The 21749-nt window shown below is 74.2% G+C and carries 23 protein-coding genes and 1 riboswitch; of the genes, 13 read left to right on the top strand and 10 right to left on the bottom strand.

Features of this window, described 5'->3' with window-relative positions; translation table 11 throughout:
- The first annotated feature begins 24 nt into the window (after nucleotides 1-24).
- From SLAV_RS28170 to SLAV_RS28155, 4 genes are all read left to right on the top strand, one after another.
- On the top strand, nucleotides 25-1002 hold the full coding sequence (locus tag SLAV_RS28170) for a DEDDh family exonuclease (protein WP_030233448.1): 978 nt from the start codon (nucleotides 25-27) through the stop codon (nucleotides 1000-1002).
- An 87-nt stretch (nucleotides 1003-1089) separates the two neighbouring features.
- Nucleotides 1090-1323, top strand: a complete 234-nt coding sequence (locus SLAV_RS28165) for a metallothionein (protein WP_078950449.1) — start codon at nucleotides 1090-1092, stop codon at nucleotides 1321-1323.
- 81 nt (nucleotides 1324-1404) lie between these two features.
- Nucleotides 1405-2190 (top strand): SURF1 family cytochrome oxidase biogenesis protein, encoded by a 786-nt coding sequence (locus SLAV_RS28160; protein WP_030233442.1) that lies wholly within the window; start codon nucleotides 1405-1407, stop codon nucleotides 2188-2190.
- Between the two features lie 10 nt (nucleotides 2191-2200).
- Nucleotides 2201-2956: an SDR family oxidoreductase gene (locus tag SLAV_RS28155; protein ID WP_030233439.1), complete on the top strand. Its 756-nt coding sequence runs from the start codon at nucleotides 2201-2203 to the stop codon at nucleotides 2954-2956.
- A 23-nt stretch (nucleotides 2957-2979) separates the two neighbouring features.
- Here SLAV_RS28155 and amaP read toward each other — a convergent pair whose 3' ends face one another.
- The 8 genes from amaP to SLAV_RS28115 all read right to left on the bottom strand — a co-directional run bounded on the left by amaP (nucleotide 2980) and on the right by SLAV_RS28115 (nucleotide 8459).
- Entirely contained in the window at nucleotides 2980-3537 is a 558-nt protein-coding gene (amaP, locus tag SLAV_RS28150; RefSeq protein ID WP_030233436.1) for an alkaline shock response membrane anchor protein AmaP, read from the bottom strand.
- 4 nt (nucleotides 3538-3541) lie between these two features.
- Entirely contained in the window at nucleotides 3542-4171 is a 630-nt protein-coding gene (locus SLAV_RS28145; RefSeq protein WP_051841133.1) for a DUF6286 domain-containing protein, read from the bottom strand.
- Entirely contained in the window at nucleotides 4069-4488 is a 420-nt protein-coding gene (locus SLAV_RS28140) for an Asp23/Gls24 family envelope stress response protein (protein ID WP_030233434.1), read from the bottom strand. Before SLAV_RS28140 ends, SLAV_RS28145 begins: the two co-directional genes overlap by 103 nt.
- On the bottom strand, nucleotides 4485-4682 hold the full coding sequence (locus SLAV_RS28135; protein ID WP_030233432.1) for a hypothetical protein: 198 nt from the start codon (nucleotides 4680-4682) through the stop codon (nucleotides 4485-4487). The genes SLAV_RS28140 and SLAV_RS28135 overlap by 4 nt, the downstream gene beginning before the upstream one ends.
- Nucleotides 4683-4700: 18 nt before the next feature.
- The gene (locus SLAV_RS28130; protein WP_030233431.1) at nucleotides 4701-5132 is read right to left on the bottom strand and encodes an Asp23/Gls24 family envelope stress response protein; all 432 of its coding nucleotides are present in this window, start codon (nucleotides 5130-5132) and stop codon (nucleotides 4701-4703) included.
- Between the two features lie 207 nt (nucleotides 5133-5339).
- The gene (locus SLAV_RS28125) at nucleotides 5340-6119 is read right to left on the bottom strand and encodes an enoyl-CoA hydratase/isomerase family protein (RefSeq protein ID WP_030233429.1); all 780 of its coding nucleotides are present in this window, start codon (nucleotides 6117-6119) and stop codon (nucleotides 5340-5342) included.
- A gap of 165 nt (nucleotides 6120-6284) precedes the next feature.
- Nucleotides 6285-6506: a helix-turn-helix domain-containing protein gene (locus SLAV_RS28120; protein ID WP_030233427.1), complete on the bottom strand. Its 222-nt coding sequence runs from the start codon at nucleotides 6504-6506 to the stop codon at nucleotides 6285-6287.
- Between the two features lie 354 nt (nucleotides 6507-6860).
- A complete protein-coding gene (locus SLAV_RS28115) occupies nucleotides 6861-8459 on the bottom strand; it encodes an ABC-F family ATP-binding cassette domain-containing protein (protein WP_030233425.1) in 1599 nt (532 codons plus the stop codon).
- 239 nt (nucleotides 8460-8698) lie between these two features.
- On the opposite strand from SLAV_RS28115, the gene ypfJ reads away from it, so the two are divergent.
- The gene (ypfJ, locus tag SLAV_RS28110) at nucleotides 8699-9589 is read left to right on the top strand and encodes a KPN_02809 family neutral zinc metallopeptidase (protein WP_030233423.1); all 891 of its coding nucleotides are present in this window, start codon (nucleotides 8699-8701) and stop codon (nucleotides 9587-9589) included.
- A gap of 68 nt (nucleotides 9590-9657) precedes the next feature.
- A complete protein-coding gene (locus SLAV_RS28105; protein ID WP_030233422.1) occupies nucleotides 9658-10053 on the top strand; it encodes a VOC family protein in 396 nt (131 codons plus the stop codon).
- 22 nt (nucleotides 10054-10075) lie between these two features.
- Here SLAV_RS28105 and SLAV_RS28100 read toward each other — a convergent pair whose 3' ends face one another.
- Complete coding sequence (locus SLAV_RS28100) at nucleotides 10076-11491, bottom strand: hypothetical protein (protein ID WP_078950447.1); 1416 nt, start codon at nucleotides 11489-11491, stop codon at nucleotides 10076-10078.
- A 129-nt stretch (nucleotides 11492-11620) separates the two neighbouring features.
- On the bottom strand, nucleotides 11621-12751 hold the full coding sequence (locus SLAV_RS28095; RefSeq protein ID WP_030233418.1) for an alpha/beta hydrolase family protein: 1131 nt from the start codon (nucleotides 12749-12751) through the stop codon (nucleotides 11621-11623).
- Nucleotides 12752-13072: 321 nt separating this feature from the next.
- Here SLAV_RS28095 and SLAV_RS28090 point away from each other — a divergent pair, with 321 nt between their 5' ends.
- The 7 genes from SLAV_RS28090 to SLAV_RS28060 all read left to right on the top strand — a co-directional run bounded on the left by SLAV_RS28090 (nucleotide 13073) and on the right by SLAV_RS28060 (nucleotide 21748).
- The gene (locus SLAV_RS28090) at nucleotides 13073-14344 is read left to right on the top strand and encodes an inorganic phosphate transporter (protein WP_030233417.1); all 1272 of its coding nucleotides are present in this window, start codon (nucleotides 13073-13075) and stop codon (nucleotides 14342-14344) included.
- A gap of 28 nt (nucleotides 14345-14372) precedes the next feature.
- Complete coding sequence (locus SLAV_RS28085) at nucleotides 14373-14594, top strand: hypothetical protein (protein ID WP_030233415.1); 222 nt, start codon at nucleotides 14373-14375, stop codon at nucleotides 14592-14594.
- 163 nt (nucleotides 14595-14757) lie between these two features.
- Nucleotides 14758-14845, top strand: a riboswitch (cobalamin riboswitch).
- A 59-nt stretch (nucleotides 14846-14904) separates the two neighbouring features.
- Nucleotides 14905-15888 carry a cobalamin biosynthesis protein gene (locus SLAV_RS28080; protein ID WP_037687728.1) on the top strand — a complete coding sequence of 328 codons (984 nt, stop codon included), beginning with the start codon at nucleotides 14905-14907 and terminating at the stop codon, nucleotides 15886-15888.
- Nucleotides 15885-17405, top strand: a complete 1521-nt coding sequence (locus tag SLAV_RS28075) for a cobyric acid synthase (RefSeq protein WP_030233412.1) — start codon at nucleotides 15885-15887, stop codon at nucleotides 17403-17405. The genes SLAV_RS28080 and SLAV_RS28075 overlap by 4 nt, the downstream gene beginning before the upstream one ends.
- Before the next feature lie 166 nt (nucleotides 17406-17571).
- Nucleotides 17572-19701 (top strand): putative cobaltochelatase, encoded by a 2130-nt coding sequence (locus tag SLAV_RS28070; RefSeq protein WP_030233410.1) that lies wholly within the window; start codon nucleotides 17572-17574, stop codon nucleotides 19699-19701.
- Nucleotides 19701-20300, top strand: a complete 600-nt coding sequence (cobO, locus tag SLAV_RS28065; RefSeq protein ID WP_030233409.1) for a cob(I)yrinic acid a,c-diamide adenosyltransferase — start codon at nucleotides 19701-19703, stop codon at nucleotides 20298-20300. The genes SLAV_RS28070 and cobO overlap by 1 nt, the downstream gene beginning before the upstream one ends.
- A complete protein-coding gene (locus tag SLAV_RS28060; protein WP_199922188.1) occupies nucleotides 20294-21748 on the top strand; it encodes a cobyrinic acid a,c-diamide synthase CobB in 1455 nt (484 codons plus the stop codon). The genes cobO and SLAV_RS28060 overlap by 7 nt, the downstream gene beginning before the upstream one ends.
- Nucleotide 21749: the final 1 nt, after the last annotated feature.

The raw sequence follows: 21749 nt of genomic DNA, 5'->3' as shown, positions 1-21749 counted from the left end.
TCGGGGCCGATATCCTCTGTGACCATGCTCGACGACCGTACGACCGCAGACACGACGTGGCCGACCGCGTACCCCGAGGGGTACGCGGTCGTCGACGTGGAGACCACCGGGCTCGCTCGTGACGACCGGATCGTGTCCGCGGCCGTCTACCGGCTCGACGCCCGGGGCGAGGTGGAGGACCACTGGTACACCCTGGTCAACCCGCGCCGGGACCCGGGGCCGGTCTGGATCCACGGGCTCACCAGCGAGATGCTCGCCGACGCGCCCCTCTTCGAGGACATCGCCGAGGAGTTCGCGGAGCGGCTCGCGGACCGGGTGCTCGTCGCGCACAACGCCATCTTCGACTGGCAGATGATCGCCCGGGAGTACGCGCGGGCCTCCCGGACCGCGCCGGTGCGCCAGCGGCTGTGCACCATCGCCCTGTCGAAGGAACTGGACCTGCCGCTGCCCAACCACAAGCTGGAGTCGCTCGCCGCGCACTACGGCGTGGTCCAGCAGCGCGCCCACCACGCGCTGGACGACGCCCGGGTGCTGGCGGAGGCCTTCCGTCCGTCGCTGCACACGGCCGCGCGGGGCGGCGTACGGCTGCCCCTGCTGGAGTGCCGGGCGCTGACGGAGTGGTCGGACTCCCCCGCCACGCCCCGGATCGGCTACCAGGCCTCGTACGGCGGCTCCGGCACCTGGCGGGCCTCGCGCAAGCGGCCGCCGTGCCCGTACCCCAACCCGGGGCGCTTCGAGGACGGCACCGGGCTCAAGCAGGGCATGCGGGTCGCCTTCTCGGGTGACACCTCGGTGGACCGGGAGCTGCTGGAGGACCGGGCGGTGGAGGCGGGCCTGCACGTCGCGACGAGCGTGTCGCGGCTCACCAGCCTGCTGGTGACCAACGACCCCGACTCGTCGACCTCGAAGACGGTCAAGGCGAAGGCCTTCGGCACCCCGGTGGTGGACGAGGCGGCCTTCACCCAGCTGCTGCGGGACGTGGCGCCCGCGCAGGAGTCGTAGAGGGGCGTTGCTCCGGCCGGGTGCAGGGGTCGCGACTCACCCCGGTGGATCTTGTTCCGGCCGTCCGTCGTGCGCAGCATGCGGCGCATGGCACGTTGTGAGGTCTGCGGAAACGATTACGGGATGTCCTTCGAGGTGCACGCGCAGGGCGCGGTGCACGTCTTCGACTGCTTCTCCTGCGCCATCCACCGCATGGCGCCCATCTGCGAGCACTGCCGGGTCCAGATCATCGGGCAGGGCGTCGAGGTCCAGGGACAGTGGTTCTGCGGCGCGCACTGCGCCCGCGCGGAGGGGAAGGTGGGCATCACCGACCGCGTCTGACCCCCGCTTCCCCCCGTCGTCACGACCCCGGACGGCCACCCGGCCGCCGGGGTCCCCGTCGCTGCGGGTACCGTCGTGGGCGTGTACCGCTTCGTCCTGACCCGGCAGTGGGTGTGCCTCACCCTCATCGCCCTCGTCCTCATCCCCGCGATGATCAAGCTGGGGTTCTGGCAGTTCCACCGCCACGAGCACCGCGTCGCGCAGAACGAGCTGATCGCGAAGAACCTGTACGCGAAGCCGGTGCCCGTGACCGGGCTCACCTCGCCCGGCCACACCGTCCCGAGGGACGACTACTGGCGCGCCGTCACCGCCACCGGCACCTACGACCCGGCGCACGAGGTGGTCGTGCGGATGCGCACCTCCAACAACGACAAGGTCGGCTTCCAGGTCGTCACCCCGCTGGTACTGGACGACGGCCGGGCCGTGCTCGTCAACCGCGGCTGGGTCGCGGGCGGCGACGACCCGCGCGCCTACCCGCCGGTGCCGGCCGCGCCCGCGGGCGAGGTCACGGTCACCGGACGGCTGAAGGCCGACGAGACCAGCGGCGACAGCGGGATCAAGGACCGCAAGGGCCTGCCCGACCGCCAGGTGATGCTGATCGACAGCGAGCAGCAGGCGGCCGCCCAGGGCCGGCCCGTCCTCGGCGGCTACCTGGAACTGACCGCCCCGCTCCCGCCGGGCGGCAGCCCGGAGGCGGTGGCCGAGCCCGACCACGACTCGATCGGCCCGCACATGGCGTACGCGGTCCAGTGGTGGCTGTTCGCCGCGGCGGTACCGGTGGGCTGGGTGGTCCTGGTGCGCCGGGAGAAGCGCGACCGCGAGGAGGCCGCGGCGAAGGCCGTGCCACTGGAGCCCGCTTCGGCGTAGCGTGACCCGCATGGATCTTGGACTGAAGGACCGTGTCTACGTCGTCACCGGAGCCACCCGTGGGCTCGGCTTCGCCTCCGCGCGGGAACTGACCGCCGACGGGGCGAAGGTCGTACTGACCGGCCGGGACGAGAAGCGGGCGGCGGAAGCGGCCGCCGAACTCGGCCCGAACGCGCTGGGCCTGGCGGCGGACAACTCCGACCCGCGGGCGGCGGCCCGGCTGGTGGCCACCGCCCGGGAACGCTTCGGCCGCTTCGACGGCATCCTCATCAGCGTCGGCGGACCGCCGGCCGGCAGCGCTGCCGACAACACCGACGCGCAGTGGACGGCGGCCTTCGAGTCGGTCTTCCTCGGCGCGGTCCGCCTGGCCCGCGCGGCGGCGGACGCCCTGGGCGAGGGCGGGGTCGTCGGTTTCGTGCTGTCGGGCTCCGTCCACGAGCCGATCCCCGGCCTGACCATCTCGAACGGGCTGCGCCCCGGGCTGGCGGGCTTCGCGAAGTCCCTGTCGGTGGAACTGGGTCCGCGCGGGATCCGCGTGGTCGGGCTGCTGCCGGCCCGGATCGACACCGACCGGGTCCGCGAGCTGGACGCGCTGTCGGGGGACGCGGACGCCGCCCGCGCGGGGAACGAGTCCCGGATCCCGCTGCGGCGGTACGGGACGCCCGAGGAGTTCGGCCGTACGGCGGCCTTCCTGCTGTCCCCGGCGGCGTCCTACCTCACCGGGGTGATGCTCCCGGTGGACGGCGGCTCGCGCCACGGCTTCTGAAGCCCGCTCCGGCGGGCACCCCGTCAGGTCACGCGCCGCGCGTGGTGGGAGGAGATCTCCAGTCGGGCCTCCGCGGGCAGTTCCGCGAGGCCCGCCGAGGTCCGGACGTGCGTGAGGACGGAGTCCGCGAGCCCGGAGAGGGCGTCGGCGGGCACGGCGTGGGGTTCCAGCTCCAGGGCGATGCGCAGGGCCGGGGAGTCCCGCCGCCCCCGGAGGGCGACCTTGCACCCGGCGACCCCGTCGAGCGCTCCCGCCTCGGCGGCCACCGCCGCCTCCAGGGTGCGGCCCCGCAGCAGGGCGAACGCCCCGTCGCCGGTGTCCACGGGCAGGGCGGGGAGGCGGGAGCGCCGCAGCTGCGCCAGCAGCCACCACAGCGCGAGCAGGACGCACACCGCCAGGGCGGCCAGGAGCACCCACCACCACCAGCCCTCGGGGTGCCCGTACCGGCGGCGGGCCTCGGCCGTGAGCAGGGGCGCGTGCCGTCCGCCGAGCGGCCGGGAGCCGGTCAGCAGACAGGCCCCGGCCGCCAGCAGGACCAGCCCGGCCAGCCCCAGCAGGATCCGGTTCACCGCTCCGAGCATCCGCTCACCTCCTGACCCTGACCCGGGGCCTCGGCGGGTGCGCGAGGCCCAGTTCCTCGATGCCGGTGGCGAGCACCGCGTCGAGGTCGGCGCGTACGTCGTCCAGTTCGCGGAAGTGCGAGGTGGCCCTGATCCCGACGCGGCCCCGTCCCATGCGCACCCGGACCGACCGGACCCCGGAGACCTCCATGGCCCGGTCGCGCAGCACCAGGGCCGCGGCCTTGCGCCGGATCCCCGCCCGTACGCCCGGCTCGGCCCGCATCGGCAGCAGCCCGCGCACCCCGGGGGCGAGGGCCAGCAGCAGCAGGACGGCCCCGGCCAGCGCGAGGAGCGCTCCGGCCACCAGGACCGCGGTGTCGGACGGGGTCTGCCGTTCCAGCTGGCCTGCGAGTTCGCGGCGCCAGCGCATCGCGGGCCGTCCGGCCCGTACGGCGGCCAGGTCGTAGAGGAACAGCCCGGCCAGCGCCAGCACCGCCAGCGCGGTGAGCGCGGCGGGGATCCGCCGGGCGGAGCGGAAGCGGCGCGGGGCCGTCACCGCAGCCGCCGGTCCCGTCCGGCGGCGGTCGGCCGGAGCTGCGCGGGGTGCAGGTGTTCGATGTCGATGTCGACCTCGGGGACGGTCATGCCCGCGCACTCCTCGATCCGCAGGGCGACCCGCCGGCGGACGTCCGCGCACTGGGCGGCGAGGTCGGAGGGGTAGGCCAGCTCCAGGCTGACCCGTACCCGGGCGATGTCGTGGTGGACGGTGACGGCCGCGTGCGGGACCTTCCCCGGCAGGACGTCGAGGACCTCCCCGGCGGCCTGGGCCGCGATCTTGGCGACGACCCGGTCGGCGATGCGGGTGGCCCCGCGCTCGGCGGGTGGCACCCGGGATGGCACGGCCCGGGGCGCGGGGGTGTCCGGCGGGTTGCCCTCACCGGTCCCGGACCGGGTGTCCGGCTCGGTGCTCATCGGGGTCCGCGCCGCTCGTCGCGGCCGCGCGGGCGGAACAGGTCTCCGGCTTCCAGGTCCCCGTCGAGGAACCGGCCGACGACGAAGCCGACGGCGCCGAGCGCCGCCACCAACAGGAAGGCCCCGAAGCCACCGAAGTAGCCGGCGAAGCCGAGTGCCATGCCGGCCAGCAGGCCGGCGACCGCCATGCTCATGTGCGTCGCCCCTCCCGTCTAGTGGAGCCGGGACTCCGGTTCCTCGTCTTCCTCGTCGGGCAGTTTGACGTCGCCGACCGCGATGTTGACCTCGACGACCTCCAGGCCGGTCATCCGCTCGACCGCCGAGATGACGTTCTCACGGACCGCCCGGGCGACGTCACGGATCGACACGCCGTAGTCGACGACGATCTCCAGGTCGAGGGCCGTCTGGACCTCTCCGACCTCGGCCTTCACCCCGCGGCTGACGGCGGACTTGGCCCCGCCGGGCACCCGGTCGCGAACGGCCCCGAACGTACGGGAGAGGCCGCTGCCGCTGCCGAGGGCGTGGACGCCGACCACCTCGCGGGCGGCGAGCCCGGCGATCTTCTCGACCACTCCGTCGGCGATGGTGGTGCGGCCGCGGTCTGCGGGGGCCCTGCCGGAACCCCCTGATGCGGATTCGGTCATCGCTGGTCCTTTCGCGCCGTACGGACTGCGGACTCCTGTCCACCGTAAGCGCCCGGACGCAGGAACGCGCCGGGGCTGCGCCGGACGGGGGGGAACCCATTCGTCCGGTTCCGTCCGACCGGGCGGTCCCGGCGCGTGGTGACGTGCGGTGGGGCGGGGCGGCGGGAGGGCCGCCCCGCCGGTGCGGGTTCGTGCGGGTTCCTCCGGTCAGTCGGAGAGGCCCGCCAGGTCGCGCAGTCGGCGGGCCTGCGCGGCCCGCTCGGCGGTGCGCTGGTCGTCGTAGGGGCGGGAGGTGGCCGCGCGGAGCAGGGCCTTGGTCTCGATCACCGCGTCGCGCGGCGGTGCGAGCAGCGCGGCGCTGAGGTCGCGGACGGCGGCGTCGAGCTCGTCGGCCGGTACCACCAGGTTGGCGAGGCCGAGCCGCTCGGCCTCCTCCGCGTGCACGAAGCGGCCGGTCGCGCAGATTTCGAGCGCGCGAGCGTAGCCGACCAGTGCGGTCAGCGGCTGGGTGCCCGCGAGGTCGGGGACCAGGCCCAGGCTGGTCTCGCGCATGGCGAACTGCACGTCGTCCGCGACCACGCGCAGGTCGCACGCGAGCGCGAGCTGGAAGCCGGCGCCGATCGCGTGCCCCTGCACAGCGGCGATGGAGACGATGTCATTGCGCCGCCACCAGGTGAACGCCTCCTGGTACTCGGCGATGGTGGAATCGAGGTCTTCGTCGGAACCACGTGCCAGATCGAGGAAGGACGGCTCACCCTCGAAGCCTTCGGGGGTGAACGCCTGCCGGTCGAGCCCTGCGGAGAAGGACTTGCCCTCGCCGCGCAGCACGACGACCCGGACGGTGCCCGGCAACGACCGTCCGGCCTCCGCCAACGCCCGCCAGAGCGCGGGGGACTGGGCGTTTCGCTTGGCCGGATTGGTCAGGGTCACCGTGGCGACCGTGTCGTCGATGGTGAGCCGTACGCCGTCCTTGTCGAGCAGAGCCATCTGGTGCCTCCGGTGTGCAGTCGTGGCCGCGTGCTCGGCCTAAGTGACTGCACAGTAACCACCCAGTCGGCCGTGGGGCCGACCGGGGGTCACCGAAGAACCGTGCGTGGAGCCGTACGAAGCTGTCGCGCGCCTCCGGCGCCGGCCCCGGCCTGACGGCCGAGGTCAGACCGAAGCCGCCTTCTTGCCGCGCGTCGCGCCACCGCGACCACGCAGAATGACTCCGGACTCACTGAGCATCCGGTGGACGAATCCGTAGGACCGGCCGGTTTCCTCGGCCAGCGCCCGGATACTCGCACCGGAGTCGTACTTCTTCTTCAGGTCTGCCGCGAGCTTGTCGCGCGCGGCGCCGGTAACCCGGCTGCCCTTCTTCAGAGTCTCGGCCACCCGTGCCTCCTCGTGGGAAGTGCGCTCTGGACTTCTCATGATCACCCCTCCCCGGCTTCCTGGCCACCCATTCAGCAAGGTCGGTACGACGGCATTTCCCGAGGGGTGGACACCCGAGCAGAACGGAATCTCCTCTTCCGCCGCATGACCTCCGTCACACTCCTCCACCGCCGGGGGGAATCACCAGGTCAGGGGCCGGACGCGGAAAAAGGAGCGGCCCCGGTCGCGCCTCGGGGAGGCCGCGGCCGGGGCCGTCGTACAGGGCGCGACGGTACGAGACCGTCTCACTCAGATGATGGATCACGTCTGAGCCGAATGATCCATAAGGAACTGGATCAGCGGCCCGGGGGCCCGTCAGGCGAGGGCGACCAGGTCCCGGTAGTCCGGGCCCCACAGGTCCTCGACCCCGTCCGGCAGCAGGATGATCCGCTCCGGCTCCAGGGCCTCGACCGCGCCCTCGTCGTGGGTGACGAGGATGACCGCGCCCTTGTAGGTGCGCAGCGCCCCGAGGATCTCCTCGCGGCTGGCCGGGTCGAGGTTGTTGGTGGGCTCGTCGAGCAGCAGCACGTTGGCCGAGGAGACGACCAGGGTGGCCAGGGCCAGCCGGGTCTTCTCGCCACCGGAGAGCACGCCCGCGGGCTTGTCCACGTCGTCCCCGGAGAACAGGAAGGAACCGAGGGTCTTGCGGACGTCGACCAGGTCCAGGTCGGGCGCGGAGGAGCGCATGTTCTCCAGGACCGTGCGCTCCGGGTCCAGGGTCTCGTGCTCCTGGGCGTAGTAGCCGAGCTTGAGGCCGTGACCGGGGACGACCGTGCCGGTGTCCGGCTTCTCGGTGCCCGAGAGCAGGCGCAGCAGCGTGGTCTTGCCGGCGCCGTTGAGGCCGAGGATGACCACGCGGGAGCCCTTGTCGATGGCCAGGTCGACGTCGGTGAAGATCTCCAGCGAGCCGTACGACTTCGACAGGCCCTCGGCGGTCAGCGGGGTCTTGCCGCAGGGCGCCGGGTCCGGGAAGCGGAGTTTGGCGACCTTGTCGGAGACGCGGACGGCCTCCAGGCCGGAGAGCAGTCGCTCGGCGCGCTTGGCCATGTTCTGCGCGGCGACCGTCTTGGTGGCCTTGGCGCGCATCTTGTCGGCCTGCGAGTTCAGGGCCGCGGCCTTCTTCTCGGCGTTCTGGCGCTCGCGCTTGCGGCGCTTCTCGTCGGCCTCGCGCTGCTGCTGGTAGAGCTTCCAGCCCATGTTGTAGACGTCGATCTGGGCGCGGTTGGCGTCCAGGTAGAACACCTTGTTGACCACGGTCTCCACGAGGTCGACGTCGTGGGAGATCACGATGAAGCCGCCGCGGTAGTTCTTGAGGTAGTCGCGCAGCCAGACGATCGAGTCGGCGTCCAGGTGGTTCGTCGGCTCGTCGAGGAGCAGGGTGTCGGCGTCCGAGAAGAGGATCCGGGCGAGCTCGACGCGGCGGCGCTGACCGCCGGAGAGGGTGTGCAGCGGCTGGCCCAGGACGCGGTCGGGCAGGCCGAGGGCGGCCGAGATGGTCGCGGCCTCCGCCTCGGCGGCGTAACCGCCCTTGGTCAGGAACTCCGTCTCCTGGCGCTCGTACTGCTTCATCGCCTTGTCGCGGGTGCCGCCGGTGCCGGTGGCGATGCGCTCCTCGTTCGCGCGCATCTTCTTGATCAGCACGTCGAGGCCGCGGGCGGAGAGGATCCGGTCGCGGGCGAGCACGTCCAGGTCGCCGGTGCGCGGGTCCTGCGGCAGGTAGCCGACCTCGCCGGAGCGGGTGATGGAGCCCGCGGCGGGCTGGCCCTCGCCGGCGAGGCACTTGGTGAGCGTGGTCTTGCCCGCTCCGTTGCGGCCGACCAGGCCGATGCGGTCGCCCTTGGCGACGCGGAAGGAGGCGGACTCGATGAGGACGCGGGCGCCGGCGCGCAGCTCGACGCCGGTGGCGGTGATCACGGAAATACTCCAGGGCGGTGGGGACGGCGGAAGGGGGGCAGGACGCGCGTTGCTTCGACGCCGCTAATCCGCGAGGAGATTTGCCATGGGTTCATTCTACCGGGGGTGCGCAACCACTTTTCGGGGCCTCCCGTCGCCCGTTCGGCCCCGGGACGCCGCGGGGGCGCCCGGGCGCGTATCAGGATGAAGGGGTTGATTCTCGCCGCAGGGGCGGCCACGGCACGCGAGGGCGGTGCGGTATGCAGTTCGACGACGACGCCAATCTGGACACTTCCGAGGTCAAGGACGTGCGCGGGAGCCGCATCCCGGGCGGGAAGGCCACGGTCGGCGGTGGGATCGTCGGGTTGATCGCCCTGGTGCTGGGGCTGCTCTTCGGGGTGGGTCCGGACCAGCTGGGGCTGTCGGACGGCAGCCCGCAGCCGGTGGCGACCTCGTCCTCGGCGGCCCAGGTCCAGCAGGCGTGCCGGACCGGGCACGACGCGAACGCCCGGGAGGACTGCCGTCTGGTCGCCGTGGTGAACAGCACCCAGGACTTCTGGAAGCAGGAGTTCACCAGGCGCGGCGGGCAGTACGGCCCGGCGTCCACGGTCTTCTTCACGGGCCGGGTGAACACCGCGTGCGGCGCGGCCACCTCGGCGGTCGGCCCCTTCTACTGCCCCGCCGACCGGCAGGTCTATCTGGACCTGGGCTTCTTCGACGAGCTGCGGACGAAGTTCGGCGCGAGCGGCGGCCCCTTCGCCCAGGCCTACGTCGTCGCCCACGAGTACGGCCACCACATCCAGAACCTGACCGGAACGCTCCAGCGGGCCCAGGACGGCCGGCAGGGCGCGAACAGCAACGCGGTCAAGGTCGAGCTCCAGGCCGACTGCTACGCCGGGGTGTGGGCGCGCAACGCGACGAGGACCCCGGACAAGTCGACGGGACGGCCGCTGATCACCAGCCTCACCGACCAGGACATCCGGGACGGCCTGGACGCGGCGGCCGCCGTGGGCGACGACCGGATCCAGGAGAAGTTCCAGGGCCGCGTCACCCCGGAGTCCTGGACCCACGGCTCGGCCGAACAGCGCCAGCAGTGGTTCTACCAGGGCTACCGCACGGGCGACATGGCCCAGTGCAACACCTTCCGCTGACTGTCGGTGGCTCCTGCCATGCTGTGGTGCGAGTCACACGCGCACGTTCCTGAGAGGGAGTGATCGTCATGGCAGGCGTTCCGACCGTCTTTCCGACCCTGCTCTACCGCGACGCCAAGGCGGCGATCCGGCAGCTGACCGAAGCGTTCGGATTCACCCAGGTGGCGGTGTACGAGGGTGACGACGGCACCGTGATGCACGCGGAGCTGGCGTACGGGAACGGCGCGGTGATGCTCGGCAGCAAGGGGCGCGGCGGGGCGTTCGACAAGGCCATGGAGGGCGCCGGCCCGGCGGGGGTCTACCTGGTGGTCGACGACGTGGACGCCCATCACCGCCGGGCCGTGGAGCACGGGGTGGAGATCCTGATGGAACCGACCGACCAGGACTACGGCTCGCGGGACTACATGGCCCGGGACACCGAGGGCAACGTCTGGAGCTTCGGGACGTACGCGCCGCAGGTCTGAGCCCGCGGCGCGTACGCGCGCGCTACGCGCCGCCGGTGTGGACCTGGAAGGCGGCCCGGCGGACGGCCTTGGCGAGGGCCGGGTCGGGGTGTGCGGCCGCGAGGGCGACCAGCACCTGCACCGTGCGGGGGTGGCCGACCGCGCGGACCTCGTCCAGGAGCCGGGGCACGGTGGTGCGCACGGCCGAGTCGAGGTGGCGGGCGAGCAGGTCGGCCTCGCCGTGGTCGGCGATGGCGGCGGCCGTGTCCACCCAGAGCCAGGTCGACTCCTCGGGGGTCAGGACGTCCTGGGCCTCGTCGGGGTCGACCCCGTCGTGCTCGGCGAGCCAGAGCAGGGCGTAGGGGCGCAGCGCCGGTTCCCGTACGGCCGCGCGGACCTCGGGCTCGGCGGGGGCGCCGACCACGCGCAGGGCCTCGAAGGCCAGGCCGCGCAGCAGGGCGTCCTCGCCGCGGGCGGCGTGCAGCAGCTCGCTGACGGCGTGGCCCACGGGCCGGGCGGCGAGCCAGGCCTGGTACTCGGCGCGGGCCGGTCCGGGGGTGAGCCGGGCGCAGCCGTGCAGCATGGCGGCGGCGGACTGCTCGATGTTCCCGGCCGGGCTCTGCGCGGCGACGCAGATCTGCTCCAGCTTGACCCAGACGGCCCAGCTCCCCAGCGGGGTGAGCGTGGCACGGGCGGGGCCGAGGGTGACCGCGTCCACGGCGGCGAGACCGCCGAGCGCCCAGCGCAGCAGCCGGGCGAGCGGGAGCGGCCGGGTCTGCGGGGCGGTGTCGCAGTCGGGGGCGGGCCCGGGCCCGCAGGGGACCTCGCAGCGCTCGTCGCGCAGTTCGGTGACCCGCTGCCCGAGGAGGTCCAGCAGGTCGGGGACGGTCACGGGGCCGGCCGAGAGCTGGAGCAGCGACAGCAGCTGGGGCATCGCCTCGACCACCTCGGCGACGGCGGAGGCGGCGATGTCGGCGGGGGCCGGGTGGACGAGCGACCAGGCGTCGAAGAGGGCGACCCAGCCGCGCAGCACGGCGCTGTCGTCGCGGTCCCAGGCGCGCAGCCGCCAGCCGGGGCGGGCGTGGCCCCCGTGCACCTCGACGAGGCCCGAGAGGCGGGCGCGGTCCCAGCCGACCCTGATCTGGCCGTGCGTCAGGTGCAGCTCCGCGGCGGCCCGTTCGACGTCGGCGGCGGGCAGCGCGCCCGTCGGGGCGGGCCGGCCACCGTCGCCCGCTCCGAGGTTCAGCTCGGCCCAGCGGGCCAGCCGTACCGCGTCGGCGAGGGAGGCGCGGGCCCGGTTCGCCAGGTCCGCCGTTGCGGGGGTGCCCGCCGGCGGCCGGGGGGCCGTCCGGGTTCGCCGGTCGGTCACCGCCTTGCGCGCCGTGGCGACGGAGCGCGGGGAGACGAGTCGGAGTCTGGAGTCGCGAGCCAACTGCTCATCAGGCTTTCGGGACGTCACGGAAGCAGTCTCGCCCGTCACTGGCCGAAAGCCCAAACGGAACCGGTCGTTTCCACAGGTCAGGGGGCGGACGAACCGGGGCAATCCACCCTCCCCGCCTCCTCCGCCACAGCCCCTTCACATATGGGGTCACATGAGGGGGACGAGGAAGCGGCGCAGCGCCTCCTCGTACCGGGCCGGATCGGCGTTCCACATCGCCCCGTGCGCCGCGTTCCTGACGGTGTGCAGGGTGACGAGGTCGGGCCGGGCGGCGGCGAGCCGGCGGGAGGGTTCCCAGGGGGCGAGGGTGTCGTCGGGCCCGTGGAAGACCAGGACGGGGACGCGCAGGGCGCCCGGGTCGGAGCCGGGGGGCCGCCGGTCGGCGCGCAGTCCCGCGCGGCTCTCGGCGGCCCGGACCGCGAGCGGGATCAGCGGGGCCGGGGTGCGGCGGGCGGCTGCGAGCGCGCGCAGGGTGGCGTGCCAGTCCAGGACGGGCGAGTCGAGCACGACTCCGGAGATCCGGCCGGCCAGGGCGGAGCGCTCGGCGGCGTGCAGGGCCATGGCGGCTCCGGTGGACCAGCCGTGCAGGACCACGCGGCGGGCGCCGTAGCGCACGGCGTAGCGGATGGCGGCGTCCAGGTCCCGCCACTCCGACTCCCCGAGGTGGCCGAGGCCGTCCGGGGACGCGGGGGCACCGAGGTCGCCCCGGTAGGCGAGGTCGAGCACCGGCAGGCGCTGGCGCCGCAGGAAGGGCATGACCACCATCGGGTGCTCCCGCCCGGCCCCCAGCCCGTGCACGGTGATCACCCAGGTGTCCCGGGCCTCGGGCACGAACCAGGCGGGGAGGGGGCCCAGCTCCCCGGGGACGTCCACGTCGGCGTGGTCGAACCCGAGGGCGGTGCGCGGGTTGCCCAGGTGGACCTGGGGGGTGAGGGTGACGCGGGTGCCGGGGTCGAGGCTGCCGTGGGTGACGGCGATCAGGCGGCGCACGACGGTGTCGGGGGCGGACGGGCCCTCGTCGAGGACGGGGCCGACCACGGCGTGCACCCCGGGCGCGGCCAGTCCGTAGACCCCCGGGCGCAGGGAGGCGAGGGAGCGGGTGAGCACCACGCGGCCGTCGGCGGCGGAGTGCACGCTGAGCCGGGGGCCGCCAGGCAGGGGGCGGCCGGGTTCGTTGCGCAGGGCGGCGTCGGCGGCGTACCGGCCGGCCGCGACGGCCGCCGCTCCGGCACCGATCAGGGTGGTGGTGACGGCCGCTGCCGTCGCTGTGGCGGTACGCACGGCTCCAGTGTCGGCGCGCGGGGGCGGGCGGGCCACCGGAGGGGCTCGCGGCGGCGCGGGCCGCGCCGTGATGGAACCGGAGTGATCTACCTCTCTTTCCCGGCCCGACCAGGGGGCCCGTACCGGCCGGAAGGCCCGTCCGGAGGAGGTCGTTCACCCGGCTCTGACATGCATCAATCGATATATCTACGACAGAATCGGGACCAAGGGCCCGATCGCGGGTCGGTGCGGGACACCAGCCGTCCCGAGTCAGTTCATCTTCCGTTCACCCAGGTTGCCTACGGTCGCCGAGCCACTGACGTCAAACAGAAGCCTGGGTAAATGGAGCACATAACGCTTCTCCTCGGGATCGTGATCATCACCGCTCTCGTGTTCGACTTCACGAACGGTTTCCACGACACGGCCAACGCGATGGCCACCACCATCTCGACCGGCGCCCTCAAGCCCAAGACGGCGGTGGCCATGTCCGCCGTGCTCAACCTGGTCGGCGCGTTCATGTCCGTGGAGGTCGCCAAGACGATCTCCAAGGGCCTCGTCAACGAAGAGGGCATCCAGCCAGAGGTGATCTTCGCCGCCCTGGTCGGCGCGATCCTCTGGAACCTCGTCACCTGGCTGGTCGGCCTGCCCTCCAGCTCCTCGCACGCCCTGATGGGCGGCCTGATCGGTGCCGCGGTCGCCTCCGCCGGCATGGGCGCGGTCAACGGCAGCGTCGTCGTCACCAAGGTGCTGATCCCCGCGATCGCCGCGCCGATCGTGGCCGGTGTGGCCTCGATGCTGGCCGCGAAGATCACGTACAAGGTCGGTGGCAACATCGGCAAGAAGACCTCGGCCAAGGGCTACAAGGCCGGTCAGATCGCCTCGGCCGGTCTGGTCTCCCTCGCGCACGGCACCAACGACGCGCAGAAGACCATGGGCATCATCACCCTGGCGCTCGTGGCCGGCGGCGCGCTCGCGCCCGGCTCGAACCCGCCGGTCTGGGTCATCGTCTCCGCCGGCATGGCGATCGCCATGGGCACCTACCTGGGCGGCTGGCGCATCATCCGCACCATGGGCAGCGGCCTGACCGACCTCCAGCCGCAGCAGGGCTTCGCCGCCCAGACCTCGGCCGCCAGCGTCATCCTGGCCTCCTCGCACCTCGGCTTCTCCCTCTCCACCACCCACGCCTGCTCCGGCGCGGTCATGGGTGCGGGCCTGGGCCGCAAGGGCGGCGTGGTCCGCTGGTCCACCGCCACCCGCATGTTCATCGCGTGGGGCCTGACCCTGCCGGCCGCGGCCCTGGTGGCCTCCGGCGCCGAGCTGGTCATGCGGACCGGTGACATCGGCGTCGCCGCCGTCGCGGTCTTCCTGGTCGCCTCCTGCGTCGCCATCTGGGTCATCTCCCGCCGCCAGGTCGTCGACCACACCAACGTCAACGAGGCCGGCACCGCCTCCGCCGACGAGCAGCCCGGAGTGGTCACCACCGCCATCGCGGCCGTCGCCGTCCCGCCGACCGCGGGTACGACCGCCGCCGTGACGGACGAGGACCTCAAGGCCACCATCCCGGCCGCGACCGCGAACCCGGCGACCCCCGCGGCTCCGGCCGCCGCGGTCTGACCCCGAGAACGACAGAGGAAACGGCAGTATGAAGATCGACTGGGCAGCACTCGGCTCCGTCTTCGGGGTCAGCCTCTCCGCCACCGTCGCCCTCGTGGCCCTGTTCACCCTGGGCCTGGTGGGCCTCTCCAAGCACGAGGCCGCCACCGAGCAGGGCGGGGCCGCCACCCTGGCCCGCAGCGGCGCCTACGCCTGCTTCGCGCTCTGCGCCGCGGCCGTCAGCTACGGGATCTACCTGATCGTCGCCTGACGGCCCCGAAGGTTCTCGAAGGCTCCCCCCGGACATCTCCCGGGGGGAGCTTTCGCATGCCCCCCGCCTCCCCTTCGCCCCCCGTCCCACCGCAGGTCAACAGCAAGTTGACGGGCGTTCGCAGCGCGTGGTGGACTGCCCGAGCCATCACGGCGGCATGGAGAGGAAGTCCGGTGCGAATCCGGCGCGGTCCCGCCACTGTCACCGGGGGGCCGCACGCGGCGCGTGCGGGGCCCCGGGAGCCAGGAACTCTCGCCGCCGGACACGTCGAACCAGGGCGCGGACCCTGAGTGAGGACATACCTGCCACCATGCGTGCCGACCGCGTCTTCGCGTACGGCGTCACGGCGGGCCTGATCGGCGACCGGATCCTCGGGGATCCGCGCCGTGGGCACCCCGTGGCCGCCTTCGGACGAACCGCCGCCGCCGTCGAAGGCGCCCTGTGGCGCGACGACCGCGCCCGGGGCGCCCTGCACACCCTCGTCTGCGCCGGTGGCGCGGCCGCCGTCGGCGCGCTGGGCGCCCGCGCCGTGCGCTCCCGGCCCGCGGCCGTCCGTATCGCCCTGACCGCCGCGGCCACCTGGGCCGTGGTCGGCGGCACCTCCCTGGGCCGCGAGGCCCGCGCCATCGGCGGGGCGCTCGCCGCCGGGGACGCCGACGTCGCCCGGGAGCGGCTCCCCCACCTGTGCGGGCGCGACCCGCACGCGCTGGACGAGCAGCAGATGGCCCGCGCCGTCGTGGAGTCCGTCGCCGAGAACACCTCCGACGCGGTCGTCGGGGCCCTGGTGTGGGGCGCCGTCGCCGGGGTCCCCGGACTGCTGGCCTTCCGCGCCGTCAACACCCTCGACGCCATGGTGGGGCACAGGTCGCCCCGCTACCTGCGCTACGGCTGGGCCTCCGCCCGGCTCGACGACCTGGCCGGCTGGCCCGGGGCCCGGCTGACCGCCCTCGCCGCCGTCGCGGCCGGACCCGACCGGCGCGGAGCCGTACGGGCCTGGCGCGCCGACGCCGCCGCCCATCCCAGCCCCAACGCCGGACCGGTGGAGGCCTCCTTCGCCGGCGCCCTCGGCGTCCGCCTCGGCGGGACCTTGTCCTACGGCGGCCGGGTCGAGCACCGGGCGGTGCTCAACGGAGCCGCCGGGCGGCCGGTGGCGGTCGCCGACATCGACCGCGCGGTACGGCTCTCCCGGCGGGTGACCTGGCTGGCGCTGGGGGCCTGCGTGGCGGGCCGGGCCCTGGCCTCGCGCGCACTGCGCGGCACCCGTACCACCTCGACAACGAAGGGACGCGCATGAACGGCGCGCGGCGCGGCGGCGGACTGCTGGTCGCCGGAACCACCTCGGACGCGGGCAAGAGCGTGGTCACGGCCGGCATCTGCCGCTGGCTCGCCCGGCAGGGCGTGAAGGTGGCCCCGTTCAAGGCCCAGAACATGTCCCTCAACTCCTTCGTGACCCGGGAGGGGGCCGAGATCGGCCGCGCCCAGGCCATGCAGGCGCAGGCCGCCCGGGTGGAGCCGACGGCCCTGATGAACCCCGTCCTGCTCAAGCCCGGCAGCGACCGCAGCAGCCAGGTGGTGCTGCTGGGCAAGCCGGTGGGCGAGATGAGCGCGCGCGGCTACCACGGGGGACGGCAGGAGCAGCTGCTCGGCATCGTCACGGACTGCCTGGAGCAGCTGCGGGGCACGTATGACGCCGTGATCTGCGAGGGGGCGGGCAGTCCGGCCGAGATCAACCTGCGCCGGACCGACATCGTGAACATGGGCATCGCGCGGGCCGCGCGCTTCCCGGTGGTCGTGGTCGGCGACATCGACCGGGGCGGGGTCTTCGCCTCCTTCTTCGGGACGACGGCGCTGCTCTCCCCCGAGGACCAGTCCCTGATCTCGGGCTACCTGGTCAACAAGTTCCGGGGCGACGTCACCCTCCTGGAGCCCGGCATGGAGATGCTGCGCGGGCTGACGGGACGGGCGACGTACGGGGTGCTGCCGTTCCGGCACGGGCTGGGCATCGACGAGGAGGACGGCCTGCGGGTCTCGCTGCGCGGCGCGGTGCGCGAATCCGTGGTGGCCCCGCCGGTCGGCGAGGACGTGCTGCGGGTCGCGGTGTGCGCGGTGCCGCTGATGTCGAACTTCACCGACGTGGACGCGCTCGCGGCCGAGCCGGGCGTGGTGGTGCGGTTCGTGGACCGGGCCGAGGAACTGGCCGACGCGGACCTGGTCGTCGTACCGGGTACGCGCGGCACCGTGAAGGCGCTGGAGTGGCTGCGCGAACGGGGGCTCGCGGACGCCCTGGCCCGGCGGGCCGCCGAGGGCCGCCCGGTGCTGGGCATCTGCGGCGGCTTCCAGCTGCTCGGCGAACACATCGAGGACGAGGTCGAGTCGAAGGCCGGCGCGGTGGCGGGCCTCGGGCTGCTGCCGGTGCGCGTCCGCTTCGAACGGGAGAAGACCCTGGCCCGGCCGGTGGGCACGGCGCTCGGCGAGCCGGTGGAGGGCTACGAGATCCACCACGGCGTGGCCGAGGTCCTCGGCGGGACCCCCTTCCTCGACGGCTGCCGGGTCGGGGCCGTGTGGGGCACCCACTGGCACGGCTCGCTGGAGTCGGACGGCTTCCGCCGGGCGTTCCTGCGCGAGGTCGCCGCGGCCGCCGGCCGGCGCTTCGTCCCGGCGCCGGACACCTCCTTCGGCGCGCTGCGCGAGGAGCAGCTGGACCTGCTGGGCGACCTGATCGCGGAGCACGCCGACACGGACGCGCTGCTGCGGCTGATCGAGGACGGCGCCCCGTCGGGCCTCCCGTTCCTCCCGCCGGGCGCCCCGTGAGCGCCTCCATCCCCGCACAGGCGGGGAGCATCAGGAGTGAGCACCGCATGAGCACGCCCTACCCCGGGCCACCCCTGCACGGGCAGGGAGCACCCCGAAACCCTTGCACGATCGGAGCACGGTGGCGTGTGCGTCGACTCAAGCCACTCGAAGGAGTGACCCTCTCGTGAGCAGCGTCCCTTACCCCTTCACCGCAGTGGTCGGCCAGACCGACCTGCGGCTCGCCCTCCTCCTCAACGCCGTGAGCCCGGCGGTCGGCGGTGTGCTCGTGCGCGGCGAGAAGGGGACCGCGAAGTCCACCGCCGTGCGCGCGCTGTCCGCGCTGCTGCCGCAGGTGGACGTCGTGCCGGGCTGCCGGTTCTCGTGCGCGCCCGGCGCGCCGGACCCGGCCTGCCCGGACGGCCCGCACGAGCCGGGAGCGGGCGCCGCCCGTCCGGCCCGCATGGTGGAGCTGCCCGTCGGCGCCTCCGAGGACCGCCTCGTCGGCGCCCTCGACATCGAGCGGGCGCTGTCCGAGGGCGTGAAGGCCTTCGAGCCGGGTCTCCTCGCCGACGCTCACCGCGGGATCCTCTACGTCGACGAGGTCAACCTGCTCCACGACCACCTGATCGACCTCCTGCTCGACGCGGCCGCGATGGGCGCCTCCTACGTGGAGCGCGAGGGCGTCTCCGTACGCCACGCCGCCCGTTTCCTGCTCGTCGGCACCATGAACCCCGAGGAGGGGGAGCTGCGCCCGCAGCTCCTGGACCGGTTCGGGCTGACCGTGGAGGTGGCGGCCTCCCGCGAGCCCGCCCAGCGCGTCGAGGTGGTCCGCCGCCGGCTGGCCTACGAGGACGACCCCGCGGCCTTCGCGATCCGCTGGGCAGACGAGGAGCACGAGGTGCGCGCCCGGGTCGTGGCCGCCCGCGCGCTGCTGCCGCAGGTGTTGCTCGGGGACACCGCGCTGCTGCAGATCGCGGCCGCCTGCGCCGGTTTCGAGGTCGACGGGATGCGCGCCGACATCGTGATGGCCCGGACGGCGACGGCCCTGGCGGCCTGGGCGGGGCGGACCTCGGTGCGCAAGGAGGACGTGCGGCAGGCGGCCCTGCTGGCGCTCCCCCACCGCCGCCGCCGCAACCCGTTCGACGCCCCGGGGCTGGACGAGGAGATGCTGGACCGGATCCTCGACGGGTTCCCGGACGAGGAGCCGGAGCCGGAGCCCGACCCGGAGCCCCAGGGCCCGGACGACGGCGGCGACGGGGACGGGGACGGCGGCGGCCCGGACGGGGACGGCGGCGGGGTCCCCCCGCAGCACGACGGGCCCCCCGCCCAGGAGGCGGACTCCCCCGAGGCCGCCCCGGACGCCCCCGACACCACCCGCGAGGACGCCCCGCAGCCCTCCGCCCAGGGCTCCGGCGCCGCCGAGCAGGCCCCCGTGGCGGCCGCCGAGCCGTTCCGCACCAAGGTGCTCAGCGTGCCCGGCCTCGGCGAGGGCGCGGCGGGACGGCGTTCGCGCGCCCGTACCGCCCACGGCCGCACCACCGGTTCCCAGCGCCCCCGCGGCCACCTGACGAAGCTGCACCTGGCGGCCACCGTCCACGCCGCCGCCCCGCACCAGAAGGCACGCGGGCGCGCGGGGCGCGGGCTGGTCATCCGCAAGGACGACCTGCGCCAGGCCACCCGCGAGGGCCGCGAGGGCAACCTCGTGCTGTTCGTGGTCGACGCCTCCGGGTCGATGGCCGCCCGGCAGCGGATGAGCGCCGTCAAGGGCGCCGTCATGTCGCTGCTGCTCGACGCCTACCAGCGCCGCGACAAGGTCGGCCTGATCACCTTCCGCGGGTCCGGTGCCGAGCTGGCGCTGCCGCCGACCTCGTCGGTGGACGCGGCGGCCGCCCGTCTGGAGCGGCTGCCGACGGGCGGGCGCACCCCGCTCGCCGCCGGGCTGCTCAAGGCCCACGAGGTGCTGCGCGTGGAGCGGCTGCGGGACCCTTCGAGGCGTCCGCTGCTCGTGGTCGTGACCGACGGGCGGGCCACCTCGGCCGGGGTCCCGGGCGGCCGGCCGGGCGGCACGCCGCGTGAGCTGTCGGGCCGCAGCGCCCGGCTGCTGGCCTCCGAGGGGATCGCCTCGGTGGTCGTGGACTGCGAGTCCGGGCCGGTCCGGCTGGGACTGGCCGGGGTGCTCGCCGCCGATCTGGGGGCGCCGGCCGTGACCCTCGACGGGCTGCGGGCCGACTCGCTGGCCGGGCTCGTGAAGAACGTACGTACCGCAGTGACCCACACTGCGTCACTCAACAGCGTCTCCAGGAGGGCCGCGTAATGCCGCAGGGACAGCCGTCCGTCGTTCCGGACGACGGACTCACGACGCGTCAGCGCCGCAACCGTCCACTCGTCTTCGTCCACACCGGCCCGGGCAAGGGCAAGTCGACGGCCGCCTTCGGGCTGGCGCTGCGCGCCTGGAACCAGGGCTGGTCGATCGGGGTGTTCCAGTTCGTCAAGTCGGCGAAGTGGAAGGTCGGCGAGGAGAACGCGCTGAAGGTGCTGGGCGCTTCCGGTGAGGGCGGTCCGGTCGTCTGGCACAAGATGGGCGAGGGCTGGTCCTGGGTCCAGCGCGACGCGCAGCTCGACAACGAGCAGGCGGCGAAGGAGGGCTGGGAGCAGGTCAAGCGCGACCTGGCCGCCGAGACGCACCGCCTCTACGTGCTGGACGAGTTCGCGTACCCGATGCACTGGGGCTGGATCGACGTGAACGAGGTCATCGAGGTGCTGCGCGACCGTCCCGGCACCCAGCACGTGGTCATCACGGGCCGCAACGCACCGCAGGAGCTGCTGGAGTTCGCGGACCTGGTCACGGAGATGACCAAGGTCAAGCACCCGATGGACGCGGGCCAGAAGGGCCAGAAGGGCATCGAGTGGTGACGTCCGTGAACGTGCCCCGGCTGGTGATCGCCGCGCCGTCCTCCGGCAGCGGCAAGACCACCGTGGCGACGGGCCTGATGGCGGCCTTCGCGGAGCGCGGCCTCGCCGTGTCCCCGCACAAGGCCGGGCCCGACTACATCGACCCGGGCTACCACGCGCTCGCCACGGGCCGGCCGGGGCGCAACCTGGACGCCTTCATGTGCGGGCCGGAGCTGGTCGCGCCGCTGTTCGCGCACGGCTCCGCCGGGTGCGACCTCGCCGTGGTCGAGGGCGTGATGGGGCTCTACGACGGGGCCGCGGGGCGGGGCGAGCTGGCGTCGACGGCGCAGGTCGCGAAGCTGCTGCGGGCGCCGGTGGTGCTCGTGGTGGACGCCTCCTCGCAGTCGCGGTCGGTGGCGGCGCTGGTGCACGGCTTCGCCTCCTTCGACCCGCAGGTGCGCCTGGGCGGGGTGATCCTCAACAAGGTGGGCTCCGACCGGCACGAGGTCATGCTGCGCGAGGCGCTGGAGGAGGCCGGGACGCCGGTCCTCGGCGTGCTGCGGCGGGCCCCGCAGGTGGCGACCCCGTCGCGGCACCTGGGGCTGGTCCCGGTCGCGGAGCGGCGGGCCGACGCGCTGGCCTCCGTGGCGGCGCTCGCCGGGCAGGTGCGGGCGGGCTGCGACCTGGAGGCCCTGCTGGCGCTGGCCCGTACGGCTCCCCCGCTGGACTGCGCGGTGTGGTCGCCGCGGGAGGCGCTGGCGGAGGCGGCGGGCGGGGTGCCCGCCGGGTCCCCTGTTTCCCCCGTGTCTCCCGGGCCGGCCGGGCCGCGGCCGGTGGTGGCCGTCGCCGGCGGCCCCGCCTTCACCTTCTCCTACGCCGAGCACGCGGAGCTGCTCACGGCCGCCGGGGCGGAGGTGGTCGCCTTCGACCCGCTGCGGGACGAGGCGCTGCCGGAGGGGACGTCCGGTCTGGTGATCGGAGGCGGGTTCCCCGAGGTGTACGCGCCCGAGCTGTCCGCGAACGAGCCGCTGCGGGCGGCCGTGGCCGCCTTCGCGGAGGCCGGCGGACCGGTGGCGGCGGAGTGCGCCGGGCTGCTCTACCTGGCCGGTTCGCTGGACGGGAAGCCGATGTGCGGGGTGCTCGACGCCGACGCGCGGATGTCGGAGCGGCTCACGCTCGGGTACCGGGAGGCGGTGGCGGTGGCGGACAGCTCCCTCGCCGCCAACGGGACCCGGCTGCGCGGCCACGAGTTCCACCGGACGGTGATCGAGCCGGGCGCGGGCACCACGCCGGCCTGGGGGTTCACGCATCCCGAGCGGCGGGTCGAGGGCTTCGTACGGGGCGGGGTGCACGCCAGCTACCTGCACACCCACTGGGCGGCGCAGCCCTCCGTGGCCGCCCGCTTCACGGCGGCGGCGCGGGCCGCGGCGGGGTCCGGGGCCGTCGGGGGCGACCGGGACGGCGGGTGAC

The sequence above is a fragment of the Streptomyces lavendulae subsp. lavendulae genome (genome assembly GCF_002803845.1).
Taxonomy (GTDB): Bacteria; Actinomycetota; Actinomycetes; order Streptomycetales; family Streptomycetaceae; genus Streptomyces; species Streptomyces lavendulae.
Note: the sequence above shows the minus strand (reverse complement) of the source record. Positions and strands in the feature narration are given on the sequence as shown.